At 63.1% G+C, this 22,929-nt stretch carries 22 protein-coding genes; 9 read left to right on the top strand and 13 right to left on the bottom strand.

The genetic code is table 11. The annotated features are described in order from the left end of the window. Positions 1-5: 5 nt before the first annotated feature. The 4 genes from YH3_RS06450 to YH3_RS06435 form a co-directional block, all read right to left on the bottom strand. Entirely contained in the window at positions 6-857 is an 852-nt protein-coding gene (locus tag YH3_RS06450; protein ID WP_003945759.1) for an ABC transporter permease, read from the bottom strand. A 64-nt stretch (positions 858-921) separates the two neighbouring features. Then, positions 922-1,686 (bottom strand): ABC transporter permease, encoded by a 765-nt coding sequence (locus tag YH3_RS06445; protein ID WP_003945687.1) that lies wholly within the window; start codon positions 1,684-1,686, stop codon positions 922-924. Between the two features lie 502 nt (positions 1,687-2,188). Then, positions 2,189-3,106 (bottom strand): 3-oxoacyl-ACP reductase, encoded by a 918-nt coding sequence (locus YH3_RS06440; RefSeq protein WP_003945439.1) that lies wholly within the window; start codon positions 3,104-3,106, stop codon positions 2,189-2,191. A gap of 109 nt (positions 3,107-3,215) precedes the next feature. After that, positions 3,216-3,407 (bottom strand): ferredoxin, encoded by a 192-nt coding sequence (locus YH3_RS06435; RefSeq protein WP_007734330.1) that lies wholly within the window; start codon positions 3,405-3,407, stop codon positions 3,216-3,218. A 265-nt stretch (positions 3,408-3,672) separates the two neighbouring features. On the opposite strand from YH3_RS06435, the gene YH3_RS06430 reads away from it, so the two are divergent. The 3 genes from YH3_RS06430 (at position 3,673) to YH3_RS06420 (ending at position 7,681) form a co-directional block, all read left to right on the top strand. Further along, positions 3,673-4,854, top strand: a complete 1,182-nt coding sequence (locus YH3_RS06430) for an acyl-CoA dehydrogenase family protein (RefSeq protein ID WP_003945878.1) — start codon at positions 3,673-3,675, stop codon at positions 4,852-4,854. A gap of 12 nt (positions 4,855-4,866) precedes the next feature. Beyond that, positions 4,867-5,988: an acyl-CoA dehydrogenase family protein gene (locus YH3_RS06425; protein WP_064443137.1), complete on the top strand. Its 1,122-nt coding sequence runs from the start codon at positions 4,867-4,869 to the stop codon at positions 5,986-5,988. Positions 5,989-6,049: 61 nt separating this feature from the next. Beyond that, a complete protein-coding gene (locus YH3_RS06420; protein WP_064443136.1) occupies positions 6,050-7,681 on the top strand; it encodes a long-chain-fatty-acid--CoA ligase in 1,632 nt (543 codons plus the stop codon). Between the two features lie 9 nt (positions 7,682-7,690). Here the strand turns inward: YH3_RS06420 and nagB are convergent, their stop codons facing one another. Genes nagB through YH3_RS06375 form a run of 9 tightly spaced genes read right to left on the bottom strand, consistent with a single transcriptional unit; the run spans position 7,691 to position 16,068 of the window. Then, positions 7,691-8,470, bottom strand: a complete 780-nt coding sequence (gene nagB, locus YH3_RS06415; RefSeq protein ID WP_042449513.1) for a glucosamine-6-phosphate deaminase — start codon at positions 8,468-8,470, stop codon at positions 7,691-7,693. 11 nt (positions 8,471-8,481) lie between these two features. Next, positions 8,482-9,663 (bottom strand): N-acetylglucosamine-6-phosphate deacetylase, encoded by a 1,182-nt coding sequence (locus YH3_RS06410; protein WP_064443135.1) that lies wholly within the window; start codon positions 9,661-9,663, stop codon positions 8,482-8,484. Beyond that, on the bottom strand, positions 9,663-10,355 hold the full coding sequence (locus tag YH3_RS06405) for a GDSL-type esterase/lipase family protein (RefSeq protein WP_047269587.1): 693 nt from the start codon (positions 10,353-10,355) through the stop codon (positions 9,663-9,665). The genes YH3_RS06410 and YH3_RS06405 overlap by 1 nt, the downstream gene beginning before the upstream one ends. After that, on the bottom strand, positions 10,352-11,059 hold the full coding sequence (locus tag YH3_RS06400) for an N-acetylmannosamine-6-phosphate 2-epimerase (protein ID WP_064443134.1): 708 nt from the start codon (positions 11,057-11,059) through the stop codon (positions 10,352-10,354). The genes YH3_RS06405 and YH3_RS06400 overlap by 4 nt, the downstream gene beginning before the upstream one ends. Continuing rightward, complete coding sequence (locus tag YH3_RS06395; protein ID WP_064443133.1) at positions 11,056-11,985, bottom strand: ROK family protein; 930 nt, start codon at positions 11,983-11,985, stop codon at positions 11,056-11,058. Before YH3_RS06395 ends, YH3_RS06400 begins: the two co-directional genes overlap by 4 nt. A 1-nt stretch (position 11,986) precedes the next feature. Further along, entirely contained in the window at positions 11,987-12,916 is a 930-nt protein-coding gene (locus tag YH3_RS06390) for a dihydrodipicolinate synthase family protein (protein ID WP_064443132.1), read from the bottom strand. Positions 12,917-12,962: 46 nt separating this feature from the next. Then, positions 12,963-14,021, bottom strand: a complete 1,059-nt coding sequence (locus tag YH3_RS06385) for a Gfo/Idh/MocA family protein (protein WP_064443131.1) — start codon at positions 14,019-14,021, stop codon at positions 12,963-12,965. Further along, entirely contained in the window at positions 14,018-15,013 is a 996-nt protein-coding gene (locus tag YH3_RS06380) for a Gfo/Idh/MocA family protein (protein ID WP_064443130.1), read from the bottom strand. The genes YH3_RS06385 and YH3_RS06380 overlap by 4 nt, the downstream gene beginning before the upstream one ends. Then, positions 15,010-16,068, bottom strand: coding sequence for a Gfo/Idh/MocA family protein (locus YH3_RS06375; RefSeq protein WP_058227629.1), 1,059 nt, complete (start codon positions 16,066-16,068; stop codon positions 15,010-15,012). The genes YH3_RS06380 and YH3_RS06375 overlap by 4 nt, the downstream gene beginning before the upstream one ends. A 274-nt stretch (positions 16,069-16,342) precedes the next feature. On the opposite strand from YH3_RS06375, the gene YH3_RS06370 reads away from it, so the two are divergent. The 6 genes from YH3_RS06370 to YH3_RS35955 all read left to right on the top strand — a co-directional run bounded on the left by YH3_RS06370 (position 16,343) and on the right by YH3_RS35955 (position 22,885). Further along, entirely contained in the window at positions 16,343-17,968 is a 1,626-nt protein-coding gene (locus YH3_RS06370; RefSeq protein WP_064443478.1) for an ABC transporter substrate-binding protein, read from the top strand. Between the two features lie 43 nt (positions 17,969-18,011). Continuing rightward, positions 18,012-18,971 (top strand): ABC transporter permease, encoded by a 960-nt coding sequence (locus YH3_RS06365; RefSeq protein ID WP_003945671.1) that lies wholly within the window; start codon positions 18,012-18,014, stop codon positions 18,969-18,971. Then, positions 18,971-21,049 (top strand): dipeptide/oligopeptide/nickel ABC transporter permease/ATP-binding protein, encoded by a 2,079-nt coding sequence (locus YH3_RS06360; RefSeq protein ID WP_064443129.1) that lies wholly within the window; start codon positions 18,971-18,973, stop codon positions 21,047-21,049. Before YH3_RS06365 ends, YH3_RS06360 begins: the two co-directional genes overlap by 1 nt. Then, on the top strand, positions 21,046-21,864 hold the full coding sequence (locus YH3_RS06355) for an ABC transporter ATP-binding protein (RefSeq protein WP_042449495.1): 819 nt from the start codon (positions 21,046-21,048) through the stop codon (positions 21,862-21,864). Before YH3_RS06360 ends, YH3_RS06355 begins: the two co-directional genes overlap by 4 nt. Positions 21,865-21,924: 60 nt before the next feature. Beyond that, on the top strand, positions 21,925-22,662 hold the full coding sequence (locus YH3_RS06350) for a FadR/GntR family transcriptional regulator (RefSeq protein WP_007734278.1): 738 nt from the start codon (positions 21,925-21,927) through the stop codon (positions 22,660-22,662). A 67-nt stretch (positions 22,663-22,729) separates the two neighbouring features. Continuing rightward, on the top strand, positions 22,730-22,885 hold the full coding sequence (locus YH3_RS35955) for a hypothetical protein (RefSeq protein WP_003945810.1): 156 nt from the start codon (positions 22,730-22,732) through the stop codon (positions 22,883-22,885). The last annotated feature ends 44 nt before the right edge of the window (positions 22,886-22,929 follow it).

The raw sequence follows: 22,929 nt of genomic DNA, 5'->3' as shown, positions 1-22,929 counted from the left end.
CCCGCCTATCCCGACAGGTTGAAGTTGCCGGACCCGCCGTAGATGGCGAGTGAGATGAGCAGGGTGACCGTGACGACCGCGATCAACGAGGCGCGCACTGCGTTACCCACCGCGACACCGACGCCGACCGGGCCACCGGTTGCGTTGAAGCCGTAGTAGGTGTGGATGAGCATGACGGCCAGCGCCATGACTATCGCCTGGGCGAACGACCACAGTATGTCCGTGGGTATCAGGAAGGTCGTGAAGTAGTGGTCGTACACGCCGCCGGACTGGTTGTAGAGGAACACCGTCGCAAAGCGGCTGGCGACGAACGACGCGATCACCGCCAGTGAGTACAGCGGGATGATCGCGATCATGCCGGCCATGACGCGGGTGCTGACCAGATACGGAATCGACGGGATCGCCATCGTCTCCAGCGCGTCGATCTCTTCGGAGACGCGCATCGCACCGAGCTGCGCGGTGGAGCCGGCGCCGATGGTCGCGGCGAGGCCGATTCCGGCGATGACCGGCGCTGCGATGCGAACGTTGATGAAGGCGGCGAAGAAGCCCGTCAGTGCTTCGACGCCGATGTTGCCCAGCGAGCTGTAGCCCTGAACGGCGATGGTGCCACCGGTGAACAGTGTCAGGAATCCGACGATCACGACGGTGCCACCGATGACGGCGAGCGCACCGGTGCCCATGCTGATCTCGGCGATCAGTCGCAGAGTTTCACGTGGATAGCGCATCAGCGCCTTGGGAGCGTGACCGAGAGCCTTCGCGAAGAACAGCGCTTGATCACCGATGCTGTCGATACTGCGAGAGATCGAGCCGATCTGTCGACGTGTGCGCGGGAAGCGTCCCGCTGCGGCCAACGCCATCAGATCTCCTCCCGTCTGTCGTTTGTCGTTCTGTCCACTTCGATCTCTCCGACTGCCGTGGGCCTCATCCGGCCGTCAACTTGATACCGATGGTCGTGATGAGCACGTTGACGACGAAGAGCGCCATGAATGCGAACACGACGGTCTGGTTGACCGCGTCACCGACGCTCTTGGCGCCGCCTTTGACGTTGAGTCCGAGGTAGGCCGCAACCAGGCCGGCGATCATGCCGAACAGCCCTGCTTTGACCATGGAGAGCATGAGCTCACCGAATCCGGTGAGCAGTGTGATGCCGTTGACGAAGGCGCCGGGGTTCACGTCCTGGATGAACACGGAGAAGACGAAACCGCCGAGGATGCCGATGGTGCAGACCAGTCCGTTGAGGAGCAGCGCCACACCTGTCGACGCGAGCACTCGGGGAACGACCAACCGGTGGATGGGATTGATCCCGAGCACCTTCATGGCGTCGATCTCTTCGCGGATGGTTCGGGCCGAAAGATCCGCGCAGATGGCGGTTGCGCCGGCGCCGGCGACGATCAGCACGGTGACGATGGGCCCGACCTGCGTGACGGTGCCGAGGGCAGCTCCGGCACCACTGAGGTCGGCTGCACCGATCTCGCGCAAGAGAATGTTGATGGTGAAGCTGACCAGCACAGTGAACGGGATTGCGACCAGCACCGTCGGCACCATCGAGACTCGGGCCACGAACCAGGCCTGATCGATGAACTCTTGCCGCTGGAAAGGGCGGGAGAAGACTGCCCTCAAGGTTTGGGCGGACATCTGAAAGAAGCCACCGACCGCTCGTAATGGCACCTCGACGAGGTCTACCATTCGCCCTCCTCGTCCTTGGTTGCCGCAGTACTGTCTGTTCTCATAGTCCAGCCCCCGACAGCTTGTGACTCAGGTCATATTAACTAGAACGTGTTCACCTGTCAAAAACAAGTGTCCAACTCTGAGGAGTAGCCTCACGGCGCCGATCCGAAACCGGAAGATCGGAGACATGGGAAGCATCCCTTTTCGATGTGATTTTCGCCGAAATATCCTGGAAATTAATACTTTTGAATGATCGGCGCCTTTCGGCGCCAGGTTCGCAATTCAGCCATGCGAGAGCCTTGACTGGGCACGCCGATCGAATATCGCATCGTTCGCAGGAATGCAAAAGTGGAACACAGTCCAGTTTTTTCGAGACCGTTGGTCTCGTTACAGAACGCAAGCAAACTGCCGCGCCCACCGACTCGTGAACACGCTATTTCTACCAGGAAGTGGACACGTAGACCGCCTGAGTGTGAACAACGGTTCTACGTGTCGCGCACCCGAGAATCAGCGCCGTCGATCAGCCCAACGCGCGCAGGGCAGCCGATGCCGAGAACATCTTTGCCGGGTCACGGCCCGCGAAGTAGTCACCCATCACTGCGGACAGCGTTTCCGGCGACCAGGAATCTCCCTCTGCGTCGAACCTCTGCTCGACGACGGGCGCCGCCATCAGCGCAACCATCGGTCCGTACACCACGAATACCTGACCGTTGACGGCGTCGGCCGCTGGTGATGCCAGGTACGAGACGAGCGAAGCCACGTGCTCGGGCGAGAGTGGATCCATGCCGTCGGCCGGCGCGTCGCCGAACACGCCTTCGGTCATCGACGTCCGTGCCCGCGGGCAGATCGCGTTGGCCCGTACGCCATAGCGCGAGAGCCCACGTGCGGCCGACAACGTCAGTGCCGTGATTCCGGCTTTTGCAGCGCCGTAGTTGGGCTGCCCTTCCGGTCCGAGGAGACCCGCCTCCGAAGAAGTGTTGACGATGCGCCCGTACACCGGCGCCCCGGCTTCCTTGGATTTCGCCCGCCAGTAGGCAGCGGCGTTGCGGCACAAGAGGAAATGGCCGCGAAGGTGCACTTCGAGTACGAGATCCCAGTCTTCGTCGGACATGTTGAACAGCATCCGGTCGCGTACGACCCCTGCATTGTTGACGACGATGTCGACACTGCCGAACTGACCCTGCGCTGCTTCCATCAGCGCGTCGGCAGTAGAACGCTCACCGACGTTGCCTGCCACGAATTCGACCTTGGCACCGAGACCACGGATTTCCTCGAGCGTCGCTTCGACGGCCTCGTTCGGGGCCAGATCGTTGACGACCAACGAAGCACCGGCCTTCGCCAGACCGATGGCCTCGAACTTTCCGAGCCCCGATCCGGCACCGGTCACGATGGCAACCTTGCCTTCGAGACTGGTTTCTGGGCTGTTCACAGCATTCATCGAAGCGCTCTCCCGGTTCTCTGCGGTCGTGTGTCGAGTTACCCGGCTCGATTGCCGTGACCCACGAGTTCGCAACTTTAGAACGTGTTCTTGTTTTGGGCAACCATCGTCACGGATGTTCGGTCAGTGCCGCGCGCGGGCACTGAGCGATCGCGGAACGGACATCCTCCCAGCGATCCTCCGGTGGGCGCACAGAACTGATCACGAGCTCCTCGTTGTCGTCGAGGTCGAAAATATCGGGCGCGATCCCGACGCACACACCGTTTGCCTCGCAACGGTCCAGATCAACCCTGACCTCCATGGCGATTCCTCTTCTCTACTCACAACTGCTCACACGAACACGGATACGAAACGAATGCCGCAGGGCTGTGCCGCACACCGTTCCTGGCGATAACACTAGAACCTGTTTCAGTCGTGTGCAATGATTCGAAAAAGTACCGAGAACGGACGTCGAACGATCCGCCGGCGACGGCGAGGGCGCCCCTTGTCGCCGATGTACGCATCGATAGAACCTGTGTCAATCGAATGGTTGACGCTTTGATTCGTATCTCTATGGAGAGGTAACCATGCACATCACCTACACCCCTGAGCAGCAACAGCTCCAGGAGGAGTTGCGTGCCTACTTCGCACAACTGATGACTCCCGAGCGGCGTGAAGCGCTCGCCGCCACGACGGGTGAGTACGGCGAAGGCAATGTGTACCGCGAAGTCGTCGCGCAGATGGGCCAGGACGGCTGGCTCACCCTGGGTTGGCCGAAAGAGTACGGCGGACAGGAACGCTCCGCGATGGACCAGCTGATCTTCACCGACGAAGCCGCCATCGCCGGTGCGCCGGTGCCGTTCCTGACGATCAATTCGGTAGCGCCGACAATCATGCATTTCGGTACGGACGAGCAGAAGGCCTTCTTCCTGCCCAAGATCTCTCGCGGTGAGCTCCACTTCGCGATCGGCTACTCCGAGCCCGAGGCCGGCACCGACCTGGCCTCTCTGCGCACGTCGGCGGTCCGTGACGGTGACGATTACGTCATCAACGGGCAGAAGATGTGGACCAGCCTGATCCAGTACGCCGACTACGTGTGGTTGGCGTGCCGCACCGATCCGGAAGCCAAGAAGCACAAGGGAATCAGCATGCTGATCGTCCCCACCACGGCAGAAGGCTTCTCCTACACACCGGTTCACACCATGGCCGGCCCCGACACCAGCGCCACCTACTACCAGGACGTGCGGGTCCCGGCGTCGTCGATCGTGGGTCAGGAACACGGCGGCTGGGCACTGATCACCAATCAGCTCAACCACGAGCGCGTTGCCCTCACCTCGGCCGGACCGATTCTGACCGCGCAGCGTGAGGTCCGCGAGTGGGCACAGAACACCAAGCTGCCCGACGGCCGACGCATGATCGACCAGGAATGGGTGCAGATCAATCTGGCTCGCGTGCATGCCAAAGCCGAGTACCTGAAGTTGATGAACTGGGAAATCGCCTCCGCAACCGATCACGCTCCCGGCCCCGAAGCTGCGTCCGCCAACAAGGTGTTCGGTACCGAATTCGCCACCGAGGCTTACCGCTTGCTGATGGAAATCCTCGGATCCTCCGCCACGATCAGGCAGAACTCCCCCGGAGCCCTTCTGCGCGGCCGCATCGAACGTATGCATCGTTCTTCGCTGATCCTGACGTTCGGCGGCGGTACCAACGAAGTGCAACGCGACATCATCGGAATGACAGCTCTGCGGCTTCCCGCATCGAAGCGATAAGGACCCACGATCATGGAATTCACCCTTACCGAGGCCCAGCAGGACCTGTCCGGCCTGACACGATCCGTAGTCACCGAACTGGTCACCAACGATCGCCTTCGTGAACTCGACGCCGCGGAAGACCGCTTCGACGCCATCTTGTGGAACGCTCTGGCCTCGGCCGGCGTCCTCGGTGCGGCCCTTCCGGAGTCGGTCGGCGGAGACGGATTCGGGGTCCTCGAGCAGTGCAGCATCCTGGCCGAACTCGGACGCGGTGTTTCAGCCGTTCCGTTCCTGACGTCCATCGTCGGATCCGCCGCAGCGATAGCGGAATTCGGCTCGGACAAGCAGCGAGACGAATGGGCGAGCGCCGCCGCCGCCGGCGAGAAGATACTCACCGCGGCCCTCGCCGAGGAATACAACGACGACCCGGCCCACCCCGTCACGCGTGCCGAGAAGACCGCCGAAGGTTGGCGCATCGACGGAGCCAAGATCACCGTCGACAGTGCACCGCTCGCAGATCTGTTCCTCGTCCCCGCCATCACCGAGGACGGCGTCGCGGTCTTCCTCGTCGAACCGTCGGACGCGGGCGTGAGCATTACCAGGCAATCGACCACAGATTTCTCGAGCGCGGGTCTCGTCGAATTCGATTCGGTGCAGATCCCGGCCGATCGTGTTCTCGGCTCGGTTGCCCAGGGATCGGACATCGCGGCGTGGATCGTCGAGCGAATTCAGCTCGGTTCGACCGCCTACCAGTACGGAGTGCTCGATCAAGCGTTGAAGCTGACCGCCGAATATGCCACCGAGCGTGTGCAGTTCGGTCGACCGATCGGTAGTTTCCAGGCCGTGGCCCAGCGCCTCGCAGACGGATACATCGACGTCAAGGGTGTCCGTCTGACTCTGTGGGCTGCCGCGTGGCGTCTGAGCGAAGGACTTCCTTCCGACGGCGCTGTACAGACGGCCAAGTTCTGGGCTGCAGATGCGGGACACCGTGTCGGGCACACTGCGGTTCACGTTCACGGCGGTGTCGGTCTGGACGAGGACCATCCGGTTCACCGCTACTTCCTCGCGGCCAAGCATCACGAGTTCCTGCTCGGCAACGCAACGGATCAGCTTCGCGCGCTCGGCAAGGTACTTGCCGCAGTCCCTGCCTGAGTGCGTCCCACCGAGTGGAAATCCATGACCTGGTCCGAGACGAATCGATGATGATGCAGCTATGAGTCAGAGCCCCACTGTTTCCGATCTACTCCTCGGAGTCAGCGAGATCGACGACCGCGGTCTCCGTTTCGAGGACCAGGTCATCACCTGGCGCGAGCACGTTCAAGGCTCGTTCGATCGAGCAGCGCTGCTGGACACGCTGCTCGATCGACCGCGCCCCAGGCATTTCGGACTTCTGATGGAGAACGTCCCCGAGTTCTCGTTGCTGCTCGGAGCGGCATCGTTCTCGGGTTCGGTCGCCGCCGGGCTGAACACGACTAGGCGCGGCCCGGCATTGGCGCGAGACATTGCGCTCTCCGACTGCCAGGTCATCTTCACCGAGAACAACCAGGCACATCTACTCGACGACATCGATCTCGGCGACGTCCGGGTGATCAACGTGGATTCTCCGGCCTGGGCGGAATTGTTGGCGCCCTTCGCCGATACGCCGGCCTACGCGTCGACGGCGCAGCCCGACGATCTGTTGATGCTCATCTTCACTTCCGGAACCAGCGGTGATCCCAAAGCGGTTCGGTGCACGCACCACAAGTTGGCCTCTCCCGGCGTCATGCTTGCCGATCGTTTCGGGCTCGGCGCCGACGACGTCGTCTACATGGCGATGCCCATGTTCCATTCCAACGCGATGATGGCGGCGTGGACGGTCGCGCTGCACGCTCGTGCGGGAATTGCCATGCGACGCAAGTTCTCCGCTTCGGGTTTTCTACCCGACGTTCACAAGTACGGAATCACGTACTCCAACTACGTCGGAAAGCCGTTGTCCTTCATCGCTTCCACCCCCGAGGTGCCGAACGAGCGGGACAACACCTTGAAGATCATGTACGGCAACGAGGGTTCGGCGCCCGCCGTCGCCACCTTCGTCCGGCGCTTCGACGCTCGCGTCATCGACGGGTTCGGTTCCACCGAGGGCGGCATTTCGATCTCCGCGGCACCGGTTCCCCGGCCCGGCGCCCTCGGACTGCTCCCGGACGGCGTCAAGATCCTCGATCCCGAGACCGGAGCGCCATGCCCGCCTGCAGTCTTCGATGCCGACGGCCGGATCACCAACGCCGACGAGGCAACTGGTGAACTGGTCAATGTCACCGGCCCAGGCACATTCGCCGGGTACTACAAGAACCCGGAAGCCGACGCCGAGCGAATGCGCAACGGCCAGTACTGGAGTGGCGATCTGGCGTACACCGACGTCGACGGTTACGTCTACTTCGCGGGACGCAGTTCCGGTTGGCTGCGAGTGGACGGCGAGAACATCGGTGCCGCACCCATCGAACGCTCCCTGGTCGGTTACCCGGGCTTCGCGCAGGTGTCCGTGTACGCAGTCCCCGACAGCGACGTCGGCGACCGCGTCATGGCGTCGGTGATTCCGGTCGGCGATGTCGACAACTTCGACCCGGCAGCCGTCGCCGAATACATCGATTCCCGGCCGGAACTCGGGCCGAAGCAGAAGCCGACCTTGATCCGAGTGTGCAGTGAGTTCCCGAGAACGGCGACGTTCAAGGTGGTCACTCGAACGCAGAGCGCCGAACGCTGGAACACCTCCGATCCGGTGTGGATCCGTCGGCGTGGGGAATCCGACTTCCAATTACTCACTCCCGAAATGGCACTCGGACTCGAGAAAACGCGAGAGCCCGTCTAGTCCGATGTCTCAGTAGTGCTGAGCAAGCGGTTTGTGCGCCGACACCGTCTTGTAGAACTCGGTGAGCCGAAGCTGTGACGCCGCTGCCTCGTCGATCACCACTGTCGCGTGTGGATGCAGTTGGAGGACCGATGCCGGGCACACCGCGGCCAGCGGCCCCTCGACGGCAGCGGCAATCGCAGCGGCCTTGTGCTCGCCGGTCGCGATCATCACCAGATGCTTTGCTTCGCAGATAGTTCCGAGGCCCTGGGTGATCACGTGCCGTGGTACGTCGTCCGGACTCTCGAAGAATCGGGCGTTGTCGGTTCGAGTCTGTTCCGTCAGCGTCTTGACCCTGGTCCTCGAATTCAGTGAGGACGTCGGTTCGTTGAAACCGATATGACCGTTGCCGCCGATGCCCAGAAGTTGAACGTCCACCGGACCATTCGACGCAATCGCCCGGTCGTAGGCCGCCGCGGCGGCAAATGGATCCGGCGCGGTTCCGTCGGGGCTGAATACCCTTGCCGCGTCCAGGTCCAGGTGATTCACCAGCTCGGTGCGGATCACCTGGGCATACGACTCCGGATGGCCTTCCGGCAGGCCGACGTATTCGTCCAACAGGAACGCCTGCACGCCGGCAAAACTCAACCCTTCCTCGCGGTGACGGCGCGCGAGTTCGCGGTACACCGAGAGCGGTGAAGATCCTGTCGCCAGGCCCAAAGTCCGTGCACCTGAATGCACCGCGTGTTCGAAGACGTCGGCAACAACGGTGCCGGCCGCCTCCGCACTGTCGACAATGACAATTTCCATCGGTTGATTCCTCAGCTTTCGGTGTAGTTCATGAGCCAGTTCCCAGCGGCCATGACGGCGCGCGTTTCGAGTTCTGGACCGGTGACGATCAGATCGGCCCGGCAACCCGGCACGAGATCGCCGACTATTCCGGCCAGCCCCATCAGCGCAGCAGGCGTTGCCGTCGCTGCGATGACAGCCGAAAGCAGATCGACGCCCGCGTGATTGACGGCTCTGCGGACAATGTCCATCAACCGACTCGTCCCGCCGGCAATGGCCGTGTCCCCCTGGCCGGCCAGCCGCGCCACGCCACCGACCACGTCGACGTCGAGAGGTCCGAGTGGGTAGCGCCCGTCGGGCATTCCCGCCGCAGCCATCGCGTCGGAGACCAACGCGATCTGATGCGGACCGACCAGATCGAACACCGCCGCCACCGTCTCGTCGGCGAGATGTACTCCGTCCCCGATCAACTCGACCACCATCTGTCCTTTCGCGGCCGCGGCAAGACACGCCGCCACTGCGCCGGGAGCGCGATGATGCATCGGAGCCATACCGTTGAACAGGTGAGTGGCACTGAGCGGTGCATGCGCCGAGTGTGCGATCGAACGTGTCGCAATCGGGTTGGACGCATCGGTGTGTCCGATACTCACGACGGCCCGGTGACGCTCCAGCAATGAGGCAAGTTCGCCGAAGTGTGCTGTCTCCGGAGCGATCGTCATCGAGCGGATGTGCCCGCGGCCGGCTTCGAGCAGCGACTCGAGCAGAGCCGGGTCGCCGTCGAGAATGCTGTCGGGATCCTGGGCGCCACAACGGAGTACCGACAGGAATGGACCTTCCAGGTGAATTCCGGCCAGCGTGCCCTCGTCCACCAGTCCTGCCAGGAGCTCGATGCGACTGCGCAGGATCTGCGGCGGCGCGGAGACGAGCGAGCCGATCACCGAGGTCGTGCCGTTCGTCCGGTGGTGATCGGCAGCCACGGTGGATCCGAACTCGTCTGCCTCGGGGAAACCGAATCCGCCGGCGCCGTGGCAGTGAACGTCCACCAACCCCGGGATGATCGTTGTCCCCGCAGCTGCCCGTTCGGGTAACGGGTCGGTTCGCTGCGACGCGGGCCCGGCCCACACCACACGATCACCGGAAATCTCGACGACACCGTCCGGAAGCAGTTGCCCACCGGTCACCAGTTGTCCACGAAGAATTTGTCTACGATGCATCACGACATCACCTGCGGTACAACGGGAACTTCGGTATCCGCGATCGACAACTCACGGAGCACGGCGTCCGCGAGCACGTAGTGCCCTTGTTCGTTCGGATGGAATGCGTCAGCCAGGAGAGCCGGCGGTGGGCCCTCGGGAGAATGGGCCGTCCACTGCGCGTAGTGGTCGACGAACACCACGCGCGTCGAGGCGGCAACCTGCCGCACGACCTCGACGTACTGAACCAATCCCGCTCTGGTGGGCGCATTCTCGACGTCGATCGGTGGCGGCGTCTGCAGGATCGGCACCGCACCGATCGCTCGTGTCCGGAAGATCGTGTCCAAGAGGTCGTCTCGAAACCGCTCCAGTCCTTCTTCGCCATCCAATGCGTCATTCGTACCGAGCATGATCAACACCACCGAGGGTTCGAACACCTCGATGCGGTGTGCGAAACCCGCACGCACATCGGAGGATCGATTGCCGCTCACCCCGGTGTTGACAAGGACGTGGTTGAACAAGGAAAGCTCACCACGGATGCGCTCGGCGCAGTGTTCGACGTAACTTCGATGACCGTCGGTGTGCGTCAATCCCTGAGTGATGCTGTCGCCGGTGAAGACCCACCGTATCGGCGTCGAGGAGTCTACGAGCAAAGTCTCCAGTCGAATCCGTTCAGCAGTCCTGGACTTCAAACCCTTCGACGTCGGGGTCACACCCTCTGCCTTCCGGCGCCCGATACTGCGGCTGCAAATTTCGACGTGATGAACGCCGGATCCGTGATTGCGGTTCCGACAACCACCGAGTCTGCACCCAGGGCGATGGCGCGTGCCGCATCCTCCGGGCTGTGGTACCGCCCCTCGGCGATGAGGACTGCATCTGGAAGTGCCTGCCGCAGTTCCGAGATCAGCTCCAGGTCCGGGCCGGCCAGCCGTCGGCTGTTCTCGGTATATCCCGCCAGTGTGCTGGAGATGACGTCGGCGCCCGCCGCGGCGGCAGCGACGCCGTCCTCGAGTGTTCCACAGTCGGCCATGACGAGGCCGCCGCGATCATGGACCGCGTCGACGGTGTCGGCAAAGGTCAGCCCATCCGGACGAGGTCGCAGCGTGGCGTCGGCAGCCACGATCTGCGCACCCGAATCCACGACTTCGAGGGCTGACTCCCTTGTCGGCGTGATGAACACGCCCTCCGAGCCGATCTTCGTCAAACCGATCACCGGTACCTTCACTGCCGACACGACTGCTGCGACATCCGGGGTTCCGCCCACACCGCCGCAGCGGATAGCCACCGCTCCCCCGTCGACCGCAGCGCGGGCCATCCTCTCGATGGTCCCGGTGTCGCGCAGGGCATGGCCGTGTCCGGCCTGACAGGACACGATCAGCTTCCCGCTGATGATCGTGAGCAATTCTTCGACAGTCACGGTGTTACCTCGATTCGTGTTGCGGCGGCCAGGAGCGCAGCGCCGACGAGCGGCGCATCGGTGCCCAAACGAGCAGGAAGAATGGCGGTTTCGGCAATGGGGCCCATCGCTTCCACCCGGAAAGCGGACGTCAGCGGAGACAGGAGGTCGGCTCCGATCTGGGCTGCGCCGCCGCCGATGACGATCACCTCGGGATCGAATGCAGTCGCGATGCCGGCCAGGACGCGGCCCAGCAGAGTACCGGCGTCGGAGACCACGGCACGGGCGATCGGATCGCCCGAGTGCATGAGCGCCACCACTGCCTGTAACGGTTGAGTGGGCACACCCACCCGCGCTGCGTACTCGGCTGCCATCGCCGGGCCAGACGCGACTGCCTCGAGGTGATCGGTTCTGCCGCAACCGCAACCTATCGCCCCGGAGACCGGAACCAACAGATGCGCGAGCTCGCCGGCTGTTCCGTGGGCACCGTGGTACAGCTGACCGCCCACGGTCAACGCGCCACCGATTCCGGTACCGATCGAGACGAACAGTGCAGAGGTTCGACCGCGACCGGCGCCGATCATGTTCTCGCCGTGAGCCATCGCGCGCACGTCGTTGTCCACCGTCACCGGTAGGCCTGAGTGTGCCTCGAGTTCTCCGCGAACCTCGGCGCCACTCCATCCGGACAGAATGTCGGAGGCGAAGACGACGCGGCCACGCACCCGATCGATGATTCCCGGTGCACCGACTCCGATTCCGGCTACCGTGTGATTCGCCCTCAGACGGTCGATCAACGCGGTAGCGGTCCCGAGAACGGCTTCCCTACCCGCCGTCGGTGTTGCCGCACGAACGGTGTCGATCACGTCTCCGTCGGACGTCACCACCGCGGCAGCCACTTTGGTGCCGCCGATGTCGATACCGATCCATCGCTTCTGCCCAGATGTCATGTCAGAGGAGCCCGGCCTGTTCCAGAACGACCTTGATCGTTGCGGTCTCGGACTCGTCGAGCGAGAGCATCGGCGCGCACATCGTGTTGCCGGTGATGACGCCGCGCAGGGCCAGAGCCGTCTTGAACGCGCCCAGACCCGCGGCACCGGCACTGACGCGACCCGGTGTCGGCGCCTCGACGATGGAGAACAGATCGGTGAGTCGATCCTGCTCGGCCTTCGCTGCGGCCCAGTCTCCTGCCTGCGCAGCGCGCCACAGTCGTACGTAGCCGTGCGGGTCCACGTTGGCCAGGCCGGGCACTGCGCCCGAAGCACCCATCAGCAGGCATCCGTCGACGACTACCTCGTGCCCGGTGAAGACGGCGAAGTTTTCGAGCCCGGCCGACTGACGGAGCAACATACGGAAACTGACGTCGTCGCCGCTCGAATCCTTCACGCCGGCGATGACTCCCTCGCGACCGAGCTCGACCAGCATTGCCGGGCTGAGCTTGCTGTGGACACGAACCGGGACGTCGTAGGCGAACAACGGAAGATCCACTGCGGCGTGGATGGAGCGGAAATGCGTTGCCGTCTCGGCTGCGTCGGTGATCGCATAGAACGGCGCCGTCGCGACGATGGCATCCGCACCAGCCTCGCGCGCCTGCTCGGCGACGGCGATGACCCGGTTGGTGGTCATGTCGTTCACTCCGACGAGGACCGGTACCTGGCCGCCGACGTGACCGATGGCCGTCTGCACCACCTGGGCGCGCTGAGCGTCGGTGAGGTAACCGACCTCACCCGAGGAACCGAGGACGAACAAGCCGTCGACTCCGGCTTCGATCTGCAGTGAGAGCAGGCGTTCGAGCGACGTGGTGTCGATCTCGCCCTCGAGCGTCAGTGGTGTGACGATCGGCGGGACGATTCCGCTGAAGGTGGTGGTTTCCGTGCTCATGGGGTCTCCATATGTTGGTTGTCGGATTGAGTTGTGGGTGCGACTGTCAGGGAGAAACGGAGACCGGCTGACCGCTCGACGCGGACAGATAGACAGCATCGATCACGCGCATCGACGCTCGGGCGTCTGCCACGGTGTAGTCGGGTTCGGTCCGTGTGGGAAGTCGATCGAGCACGTGAGAGAGAAAGCTCGACACCGCGTTGTCGGAACCGAAGCCGCCGATGGGTAGTGCGGTCACGTCTCCCGAGGATGCGAAGTGGGTCACCGCTGGTTTGTCGTCGTCGGAACTCGCGTATCCGTGGGAACCGAGGACCCGAACCGTCGCGGTATTCGCGCCGAAACCCGGTGCTGCGGGGATTCTTCCGACGGTCACCGTCGCGGTGACTCCGTTTTCCAGGGCGAGCGAGATCAACCCCGTGTCTTCGACGCCGAACTGCTGGTGGGCCCCGCCGTACAGTGTGCTCGTCTCGGCGTACACCTCGGTGACGTCCAGGCCGGTGAGGTATCTGAGGTAGTCGGCGGCGTAACCGGCGAAGTTCACTACTTCTCCCCCGCCGGAAAGCGCGGGATCCACCACCAGTTCGGGACGCTCGACGGACGTCGCGAAATGTGTTCCGCTTGCGAGGAACTCGATGTCCACGTGGCGCGGGAGTCCGAGATTTCCGGCGTCGATCCAGCGGCGCAGTCGCCGGAGCGCAGGTGAATGAGTGCGGTTCACCACCGTACAGATTCGCCCGTTCGACCGTGCCGCTTCCTCGACCGCCGCGGCCTCCGACTCGTCGATACCCACCGGCTTGTCCACCAGGACGTCGAGTCCCGCGTTCAGTGCGGAAATCGCAAGCCGTGCATGCCTGGTCGGCTCACTGCAGATGATCGCCAGGTCTATCCGTTCGGGGTCGAGCAGCTCGCCGAGTTCGTCGATCCACTCGATGTCTGCGGCCTTTGCCATCGCGATTCCGTCCTCACGAATCCAATCGGGGACCGAGGATTCGTCGGAGGCCCCGACCAGGCTCACTCGAGGATCGGAACGCAACAGGTCTGCATAGGAGCCGGCATGCCTTACGCCGCTGACAAATCCGACGCGGATCGAAGCGGTGCCGGTCATTGGTGTTCTCCGATCGAGATCGCGCGGCCGGTGTCGAGTGATTGCTGTGCAGCGATGGCCGTAGCGAGAGCTGCACGCACCTGCCAGTTCTCGACTATCGGGGCCGCTGAACCGTCGAGAGTGGCGATCCAGTGGCGCATCTGATGCGACATCGCGTCCTCGATCGACGACGGCGGCGCGTTGGTCGTGTCCGTCATCAGTCCCGGGTCGTCGCCGGTGTCGTGCGCGAGCGTGCCGGAAGTCCCCGACACCACGATCCGGCGTACCATCTTTCCCGATTGTGGTAGCGCGTAGGCCAATTCGATGAGAGCCAGCGATCCGTCCTCGAAGCGAACGGTCAGATGGAAGCTGTCGTGCACGGGCATCCCCGCCGCGAAGGTGGGGAAACTACGAGCGAACACACGGGTCGGACGACGACCGATCAGCCACGTCACCAGATCGAGTGCGTGGGTTCCGTTGTGAACGGGGTGACCACCCGAACGTTCCTTGTCGTGTTGCCAGCCTCGCCAGCCCCCTGGCCAGACATGGCCGGTGTACCAACTGAGATGGATCAACCGGGGGTCGCCGATGGCACCTTGTGCAACCGAGTTTCCGATCGAGGTGATCGACGGCTGGAATCGTACGGTCTGTCCGACCATCAGTGAGGTGCCGCCACCTTCGGTGGCCTCGACCATGGCGTCGAAGTCCGCGACTGTCAGCGCGGCCGGCTTCTCCACGTGCACATGCTTTCCCGCGCGGCCCGCGGCTATCGTCACGGGTGCGTGGTCGGGAGTGGCCCCGACGACGTTGACCGCCTGCACGCTCGGGTCGGCGAGAATCTTCGCCAGATCGGTACTGGCCTTCGCGCCCGGCGCCAACGCCGCAACCGATGCGGCCCGGTCCAAGTCACTGCCGAATACGTAGGCGACTTCGACGGACGGGATGCGCGCCAAGGCGCTGACGTGGTCCCGCGCGATTCCGCCACTACCGATGACGGCTACACGCACCGTCACTTGGCACTTCCCGAGAGCGCTGCCGGTTCGCCGCCACCGAGTCGCACCTGTTCGGCGACGACGAGTGCGCGTTCACGTGCGTACGTCAACGGCGAGTCGGGATCAGCCTTGCCGTCGAGAACTGCTGCCATCTCGTCGATTTCGTGACGAATCGCAGCCTGCATCCACAGCGAGGATCCTCCGTTTCCCGAGTTGTACTTCTGCGTCCTGCTCGCAGCGTCGATCAACGATTGGTTCTCGGCGTCGACGTCGAAGATCGGCCACGACTCTACGACCCGTCCCCCGCGCAGTCGGCTGACCCGGCCGGTGTGGAAGTCCGCGTGGACCGAACCTTCGGTGACATCGACGGTCAGCTGCCACGACGAAGTGTGTGAACGCGTCGAGATGGTGTGTCTGCCGATCGCGCCGCCGGCGAACGACACCACTGTGTTGCGGAAGCCGTCGTCCGCGGTGGCGATGCTCGACACGGCAGTCACCTCGCCGCCGAGCCAGCACATCAGGTCCAGTTCGTGAATCTCGTGAGTCAGTTCTCCACCCGTTCGGCTCTTGTCGAGCTTCCACCACTGTGGATCTGCGCCGTCGGTGTCGATCCAGCGTGAGCGAGACGTTTCGATCGCAGCGACCTCGCCGAGCTCCCCCGACGCCAGCAGGTCCGCCAGACGTCGTACACCCGGCATCATCCGCATGATGTGCCCGACCATCAACGGCGAACCGCTCGCGTCAGCGCTCGCGATCATGTTCTGCGCATCGACCAGTTCGACGGCGAGTGGCTTCTCGACAAAAACTGCCTTGCCGTGTTCGAGCGCCGCGATGGCAGGTTCGGCGTGCGCGTGATTGGGCGTCGCGACGACGACGAGGGCCAACTCCGGGTGAGCGGCCACCGCGTCGTGATCGTCTGTCGGGGTTGCCGAGAACTCTGCGGCGACGTCCTTGGCCCGCTCGAAGTCACGGTCGCACAGCATCGTCAGTTCGAAACGTGGATGGGCAGCCAGCTCGCGAGCGAGGGAACTACCGAAGAATCCGCAACCGACCACACCGACTTTGTATCGGGTCATGAAGTCTCCAAAGATTGGATGAGGGATGTCCTATGTTATACGGCCAGCGTCATCGCTCGTCAATTCGACGCCGGTAACACAGTCTTCATCTATGCAGGTGAGCGCACTATTTTTGGCTCGAATCCGGCAAAACGTCGAAGTTCGGCGCCGCCAGTTCCGAAGATTCTCTAGACGCTTTCTGATCCACAATGTAAGTTACGCAACATCGGACGTCGAACATAGGACATCCCCTATCCACTCCCTTGATGTCCCGCTCCCCGCCTTGGAGGCCGCCTTGAAGAACGAACGACCGCTGAGCTCCGCGTTCACCCGCCGAGACCTGTTCCGGTACACCGGGCTACTGGGAGCTGCAGCAGGTATCACCGCGACTCTCGCGGCCTGTGGCGGCGGGCCGTCGTCGACCTCGGTTGTCGGCGGTTCTGCGAGCACCGGGGATCTGACCACCGCCATCGGATACGGCAACGACCAGAGCTTCGACCCGATGCAGACTGCATCCGGTTTCCTCATGGCAGCGGTCAACCACGTCTACGAGGGACTGCTCGAAAACAATCCAGGCACCGGTGAGACGTATGCGGCGCTCGCACAGGCCGTCCCGACCGACGCCACTGCCTCGAGCTGGACCATGAAAATCCGCGAGGGAGCAACCTGGCACGACGGCACTCCGGTCACCTCGGACGACGTCGTCTTCACCTTCGATCGCATCCTCGATCCACAGCAGAACGTACTGATCCGCTCCTTCTTCTCCTCCTGGCTGCAGTCCGTCACCAAGGTCGACGACCAAACGGTGACCCTGAACTTCAACTACCCGTTCAGCGCTGCCGCACAGCGTCTCTCGATCGCCAAGATCATGCCCAAGCACGTCTTCGACGGCCACTGGGACGAGGCCAAGTCCGGAGCGCTGGTCGTCGGTTCCGGTCCGTACAAGCTCAAGAGCCACACCCCCAAGAGCAACACAGCTTTCGAGGCCTTCGAGGCGTACAACGGGCCGCGTCCGGCCAACTTCGCGACCATGAACTGGCTCTCCATCGTCGACACCTCCTCACGCATCGCGCGCGTCTCGGGCAACAATGCCGGTGCACAACTCGCCGACAACATCCCCGTCGCCAACGTCCCCACTCTGACCTCCGGTGGGCGCACCGTCGAGGGCAACCCGGGCATGAACCTCATGTACCTGCTCTTCGACACGACTCAGGCACCGTTCGACGACGTTCGTGTTCGCCAGGCGATGTTCTATGCGATCAACACCCCGAAGATGATCGAGATCGCCCTCGGCGGCAAGGCAGCACCGGCCACGAGCTACCTGTACGAGCGCAACCCCGACTACGCGCGAGCGTCCACCGTCTACTCGTACGATCCGGACAAGGCCCGCTCACTCCTCGCTGCCGCCGGCGTCAGTGGCCTCGACCTGACACTGCTCTCCACCAACGTCAGCTGGCTGGCCGACTGCTTGCCGACCATCAAAGAGTCTTGGGACGCAGTCGGATTCAACACGACGCTCGAACCGCAGGACACCAGCGCCATGGTGAGCAAGCTCAACAGCGGCCAGAAGTTCCAGATCGCCGCCGGTACGTCCAACCCGCAGGCATTCGGCAGCGACGTCGACCTTCTCGTCCGCTACACGTACAGCAAGGGCGGCTTGTGGACGAAGACCTACGCCAAGTGGGACGACACCCCCGAAGCGCAGAAGATCTACGCCACCATGGACGAAGCCACCCGCGAGACCGACCCGGCAAAGCGCAGCACCCTCGTGCAGTCGTACCTGAACCAGATCGCCGAAAATGCTGTCTACTACCCGGTTCTCCATCAGGAACTCCTGACTGCGTGGGATCCGAAGAAGATCGCCGACGTCACTCCGCTGCCGTACCCCGGCGTCAACCTGCTTCAGGCGAAGCCGGCCTGATACCCGCCCGCTCGGCCGTTTCCCACAACTGAGAGATCCCCCGATGGCAAGAGTCCTCCCCATGCTGATCAGGCGATTACTGATACTGATCCCTCTGATCCTCGGCATCATCGCGTTCGTCTTCATCGTGATGCAGTTCGCGCCCACCGATCCCGCAACCGCGGCGTTCAACGGTGGCAACCCGACTGCGGAACAGTTGCAGCAGTTCAAGGAAGAGAACGGACTGCTCGATCCGCTTCCGCTGCAATACGTTCACTTCGTGACCGATCTGGTCAGCGGCAACATGGGTGACAGTCTGATTTCCGGTACCCCGGTGTTGGATTCGATCTCCACCGCTCTGCCACTGACCATTCAGCTCACGGTTCTCGGACTGGTGATCGCCATCGTGCTCTCGCTGATCTTCGGCGTCACCAGCGCACTGTTCCGCGATCGTTGGCCGGATCAGGTCATCCGAGTGATCTCCCTCGGTGGTGTGGCGGCACCGTCATTCTGGTTGGCACTGCTGATGATTCAGTATCTGGCTGTTCAACTCGGATGGTTCCCCACCGGTGGCTACGTCAATCCGAGCGACTCCGTCAGCGACTGGCTCTGGTACATGGCGCTCCCGGCGCTGTCCCTGTCACTGCCCGTCGCAGCACAACTCACGCGCATCATCCGCACGTCGATGGTCGAGGAGTTGGACAAAGACTACGTCCGGACCGCGATCGGCAGCGGCCTGCCCTATCACGTGGTGATCGGACGGAATGTGTTGCGTAACGCACTGATCAACCCGCTCACCGTCCTGGGTCTACGAGTCGGTTATCTCCTCGGTGGCGCTGTGGTCATCGAGCAGATCTTCGGCCTGCCCGGCATGGGTCAGCTCATGATCAACGGCGTCACCAACGGTGACCCCGCAGTCGTTCAGGGTGTTGTCATCGTCATCGCGGTCGGCTTCGTCGTCGTCAACCTCGCCGTCGACATCCTCTACCTGCTCGTCAATCCACGACTTCGGAGCGCAGCATGATGAGAAGAAAACTCACCGAGAAGCTTTCGCGACCCGGCATCACCTTTTCTCGCTTCCCCCTCTCGGCCTGGCTGTCGATGGCGGTTCTCGCGATCATCGTGCTCGCCTGCCTCTTCGCGCCGCTGATCACGCAGTACACCCCGCTCGAACAGGCGGTGGGTACCGCGGGCCCCAGCGCCGAGCACTGGTTCGGTCAGGACAGTCTCGGTCGAGATCTGTTCAGCCGCTTGCTCTACGGCGGACGCTGGTCGCTGACCATCGGTCTCGGTTCCACCTTCCTCGCACTGTGCGCCGGCGCTCTCATCGGATCGGTGGCCGCAACGAGCCGAAAAGGCGTCGACGAGACCATCATGCGTGTGCTCGACGTGGTCATGGCGTTCCCGGGCATCGCGCTCGCTGCCGTACTCGTCGCAGCCTTCGGTGGTTCGATTCCAGTTCTGATCGTCACTATCGCGTTCCTCTACACACCGATGGTGGCTCGCGTCGTTCGCGCGAACGTTCTCGCTCAGTACGGCGAGGACTACGTCGCGGCCGAAAAGGTTATCGGCGCAAGAACTTCACACATCGTCGTCAAGCACGTCGTAGCCAACTGTGCTGCGCCCGTTCTCGTCTTCTGCACTGTCATGGTCGCCGACGCCATCGTGCTGGAAGCCAGCCTGTCGTTCATCGGCGCCGGTGTGCGTCCCCCGGATCCGTCGTGGGGATCGGTGATCGCCGACGGCAAGAACATGGTCCTCCTCGGTGGTTGGTGGGCAACGGTGTTCCCCGGCCTGCTCATTCTGCTGACGGTGCTCTCCCTCAACGTGCTCGCCGAGGGCCTGACGGACGCGATGGCCGATCCGAGTCTGAAGAAGACCAAGAAGACGCCCTCCGCGCTCCAAGCAGCGCAGACCGCTGCAGCGGAGGAGACCTCCAACGAACTCATTCTGGAGGACGAAGCCGCATCGGTCACCGACACTCCGGAGTTGATAGACGACTTCGCCGATCCGAGCGTCGTGAAAGATGTTCTCGAGCCGGCCGCCGAGCCGACTCCTCTCGAAACGCACCTGAAGATCCTGGCGGAAACCGAGCGGTCCCGCTCCGATCGTCTTGTGTACGAGGGCGATGCCGCGCCACTCCTCGAGGTCCGCAATCTCACGATCCGGTTCCCGGAACGCTACGGAGACACGGCGATTGTCGACAACGTGAGCTTCACCGTCCGCCCGAACGAGACGATGGCACTCGTCGGCGAGTCCGGTTGCGGAAAATCGCTCACGTCGCTGGCGATCATGGGTCTGCTACCCAAGACGGCAGTGGTGACCGGCGAGATCCTGTTCGACGGAGTCAACGTCCTCGAGCTGAACAACCGAGAGCGAAACAAGCTGCGCGGGCACGACATGGCCATGATCTACCAGGACGCGCTGAGTTCACTGAATCCGGCGATGCTGATCCGCGCGCAGTTCAAGCAGCTCACCAAGCGCGGCGGTACCCGCACAGCCGAGGAACTGCTCGAACTCGTCGGACTCGATCCGGTGCGCACTCTCGCCAGCTACCCACACGAGCTTTCCGGTGGTCAGCGCCAGCGCGTTCTGATCGCCATGTCGCTCACCCGCAGTCCACGGTTGATCGTCGCGGACGAGCCCACCACCGCCCTCGACGTCACCGTCCAGGCCCAGGTCGTGGACTTGCTCAACGATCTTCGGGAAAAGCTGGGGTTTGCAATGGTCTTCGTCAGCCACGACCTGGCTCTGGTAGCCTCCCTGGCCCACAAGATCACGGTGATGTACGCCGGTCAGGTCGTCGAGTCGGCGCCCACGAGTGATCTGCTCGTCGATCCCCGCCACGAATACACCCAGGGCCTTCTCGGTGCCGTTCTCTCTATCGAGGACGAAGCGCCGCGACTGCATCAGATTCAGGGAACTGTTCCCTCGCCCGGAAACTTCGCGCCGGGTGACCGTTTCGCCGAGCGTTCCACTCGCCCGGACTCCGACCCCCTCCGTAAGCCGGAGATGGTCCGAATCGACGGGACCGAGCATTGGTTCGCCAACCAGTCCGCGACTCCCGTACGTACAGAATCGGAATTGGAGAGCGTGCGATGACTACAGCTGAAGCACCCATCCTGGAACTGAAGAACATTCACGTCGTCCACAAGACCCGTTCGGGATCACTGTTCAAACCGGGCACGGTTCACGCGGTCAACGATGTCAGTATCGACGTACGACGAGGGACGACGATCGGCATCGTGGGCGAGTCGGGTTGTGGCAAGTCCACTCTGGCCAAAGTCATGGTCGGACTGCAGAAACCGACGTCGGGCGACGTGGTCTTTCGCGGCCGAAGCGCTCTGACCCGGTCGGCCGGCGTGCGCAAGGAGTTCGGCCGGGCGATTTCGATCGTCTTCCAGGATCCGGCTACCGCGCTCAATCCCCGAATGACGGTGGCCGACATCCTCACCGATCCACTCGACGTCCACGGCATCGGCAACCGCGCGAGCCGAACCGCCCGAGTTCGCGAGCTGGTCGGTTTGGTCGGACTCCCCCAATCTGCGCTCGAAGTCATCCCGAGCCAGATCTCCGGCGGTCAGCGGCAACGTGTCGCGATCGCGCGTGCACTCGCGCTCGAACCTGACGTCATCGTGGCCGACGAGCCGACGTCGGCGCTCGACGTCTCGGTGCGAGCGCAGATCCTGAATCTGCTCAGCGACATCAAGGCTCGGTTGGGGCTCGGCATGGTATTCATCTCGCACGACATACAGACGGTGCGGTACGTCTCCGACACCATCGTCGTCATGAACGCCGGGCGGATCGTCGAGCAGGGGACGGCCCAGGAAGTATTCGACAACCCGTCGGATGCGTACACGGCCAAACTGCTGGGTGCGGCGCCCAGCCTCCTGCAACGCACCGTTGACGTGGGTTGACCAATGGAGCGGATGACCGGACATAGGATGAAGGACGTTCGTATCAGAAAAGGGGAATCGATGTCTGTCCGGAGTGGCACACAGGGCGCTCGTTTCAGCGCGCAAAACCGCATGCGCGCACTTCAGACGGACATCATGAACTTGATCCTCGAACGCAGGCTCTCCCCCGGCGACCCGATGCCCACCGAGGCCGAACTGTCCGAGGAATTGGGTATCGGCCGAAACACGCTCCGGGAGGCGCTCAAGGTTCTGCAGGCCTTGGGTGTCGTCGAGATCCGTCACGGCTTCGGAATGTTCGTCGCCCCTAGCAACTTCGACGCTCTCGCCGACGGCCTGACCTTCCGTGGCCGGTTGTCCTTGCAGGGCACCGGGCACGAGGCGATGGAACTGGTCGACATTCGTCAGGCACTCGAGACCGGACTGATCGGTGCGGCGATGGCCGAGATGACGTCGGCCGACCACGCCGACCTCGACGAACTCGTCACCGGCATGGAGGTCCGTGCCGCAGCCGGGAAGAACTTCTCCGACATCGACGCGACCTTCCACTCCCGCCTGTACTCCCCGCTGGACAACCAGGTCCTCGCTCAATTGATGGACGTCTTCTGGCAGGTGTACAGCGAGATCCAGCAGGCCATCGGGCATTCGGATACGCCACTGATCGACATCGCGTCGAAGCACCGTGCGATTCTCGACGCGATCCGTACGGGTGATGCAGTCGAGGCGGCGCACACTCTCGATGTGCACTTCGGTGGCCTGCGCGAGCGGATCGCGAGTCTCCATGCGTCCGAAGCGCAGTAATTTCGAAACACGTGATTTTGCTCCGCTGGCTCACCATCGCGCCCGTTCTTCCGGCAAAATTACAGGTATGAAGAACCCGAACCTGACGCCTTCGCGCGTTCTCGCAGTTGTCCTCGCTGCCGCCCTGGTCATTTTCGTGATCGCACGCCGCCGCGACGACGGCGCCCTCAGTCGCGGAGAATGGTTGTCGGACACCGTCGGACCGGACGACCTCGCCGGCTGAAACGACGTGTGCCCTCGGCCGAAACTCGGCCGAGGGCACACGCA

Origin of the sequence: Rhodococcus sp. YH3-3 (genome assembly GCF_001653035.1) — a bacterium.
GTDB lineage: Bacteria > Actinomycetota > Actinomycetes > Mycobacteriales > Mycobacteriaceae > Rhodococcus_F > Rhodococcus_F qingshengii.
The sequence above is the reverse complement of the archived record's forward strand: the minus strand, read 5'-3'. Positions and strand labels throughout refer to the sequence as shown.

What these genes read in the sequence shown, in the direction of transcription:
- YH3_RS06430 (WP_003945878.1), top strand. Translation starts at nt 3,673, where the DNA reads ATGCACATCACCTACACCCCTGAGCAGCAACAGCTCCAGGAGGAGTTG.
- YH3_RS06360 (WP_064443129.1), top strand. Translation starts at nt 18,971, where the DNA reads ATGAGAAGAAAACTCACCGAGAAGCTTTCGCGACCCGGCATCACCTTT.
- YH3_RS06445 (WP_003945687.1), bottom strand. Translation starts at nt 1,686, where the DNA reads ATGGTAGACCTCGTCGAGGTGCCATTACGAGCGGTCGGTGGCTTCTTT.
- YH3_RS06395 (WP_064443133.1), bottom strand. Translation starts at nt 11,985, where the DNA reads ATGACATCTGGGCAGAAGCGATGGATCGGTATCGACATCGGCGGCACC.
- YH3_RS06390 (WP_064443132.1), bottom strand. Translation starts at nt 12,916, where the DNA reads ATGAGCACGGAAACCACCACCTTCAGCGGAATCGTCCCGCCGATCGTC.
- YH3_RS06440 (WP_003945439.1), bottom strand. Translation starts at nt 3,106, where the DNA reads ATGAATGCTGTGAACAGCCCAGAAACCAGTCTCGAAGGCAAGGTTGCC.
- YH3_RS06375 (WP_058227629.1), bottom strand. Translation starts at nt 16,068, where the DNA reads ATGACCCGATACAAAGTCGGTGTGGTCGGTTGCGGATTCTTCGGTAGT.
- YH3_RS06450 (WP_003945759.1), bottom strand. Translation starts at nt 857, where the DNA reads ATGGCGTTGGCCGCAGCGGGACGCTTCCCGCGCACACGTCGACAGATC.
- YH3_RS06425 (WP_064443137.1), top strand. Translation starts at nt 4,867, where the DNA reads ATGGAATTCACCCTTACCGAGGCCCAGCAGGACCTGTCCGGCCTGACA.
- YH3_RS06410 (WP_064443135.1), bottom strand. Translation starts at nt 9,663, where the DNA reads ATGCATCGTAGACAAATTCTTCGTGGACAACTGGTGACCGGTGGGCAA.
- YH3_RS06420 (WP_064443136.1), top strand. Translation starts at nt 6,050, where the DNA reads ATGAGTCAGAGCCCCACTGTTTCCGATCTACTCCTCGGAGTCAGCGAG.
- YH3_RS06350 (WP_007734278.1), top strand. Translation starts at nt 21,925, where the DNA reads ATGTCTGTCCGGAGTGGCACACAGGGCGCTCGTTTCAGCGCGCAAAAC.
- YH3_RS06435 (WP_007734330.1), bottom strand. Translation starts at nt 3,407, where the DNA reads ATGGAGGTCAGGGTTGATCTGGACCGTTGCGAGGCAAACGGTGTGTGC.
- YH3_RS06355 (WP_042449495.1), top strand. Translation starts at nt 21,046, where the DNA reads ATGACTACAGCTGAAGCACCCATCCTGGAACTGAAGAACATTCACGTC.
- YH3_RS06385 (WP_064443131.1), bottom strand. Translation starts at nt 14,021, where the DNA reads ATGACCGGCACCGCTTCGATCCGCGTCGGATTTGTCAGCGGCGTAAGG.
- YH3_RS06365 (WP_003945671.1), top strand. Translation starts at nt 18,012, where the DNA reads ATGGCAAGAGTCCTCCCCATGCTGATCAGGCGATTACTGATACTGATC.
- YH3_RS35955 (WP_003945810.1), top strand. Translation starts at nt 22,730, where the DNA reads ATGAAGAACCCGAACCTGACGCCTTCGCGCGTTCTCGCAGTTGTCCTC.
- nagB (WP_042449513.1), bottom strand. Translation starts at nt 8,470, where the DNA reads ATGGAAATTGTCATTGTCGACAGTGCGGAGGCGGCCGGCACCGTTGTT.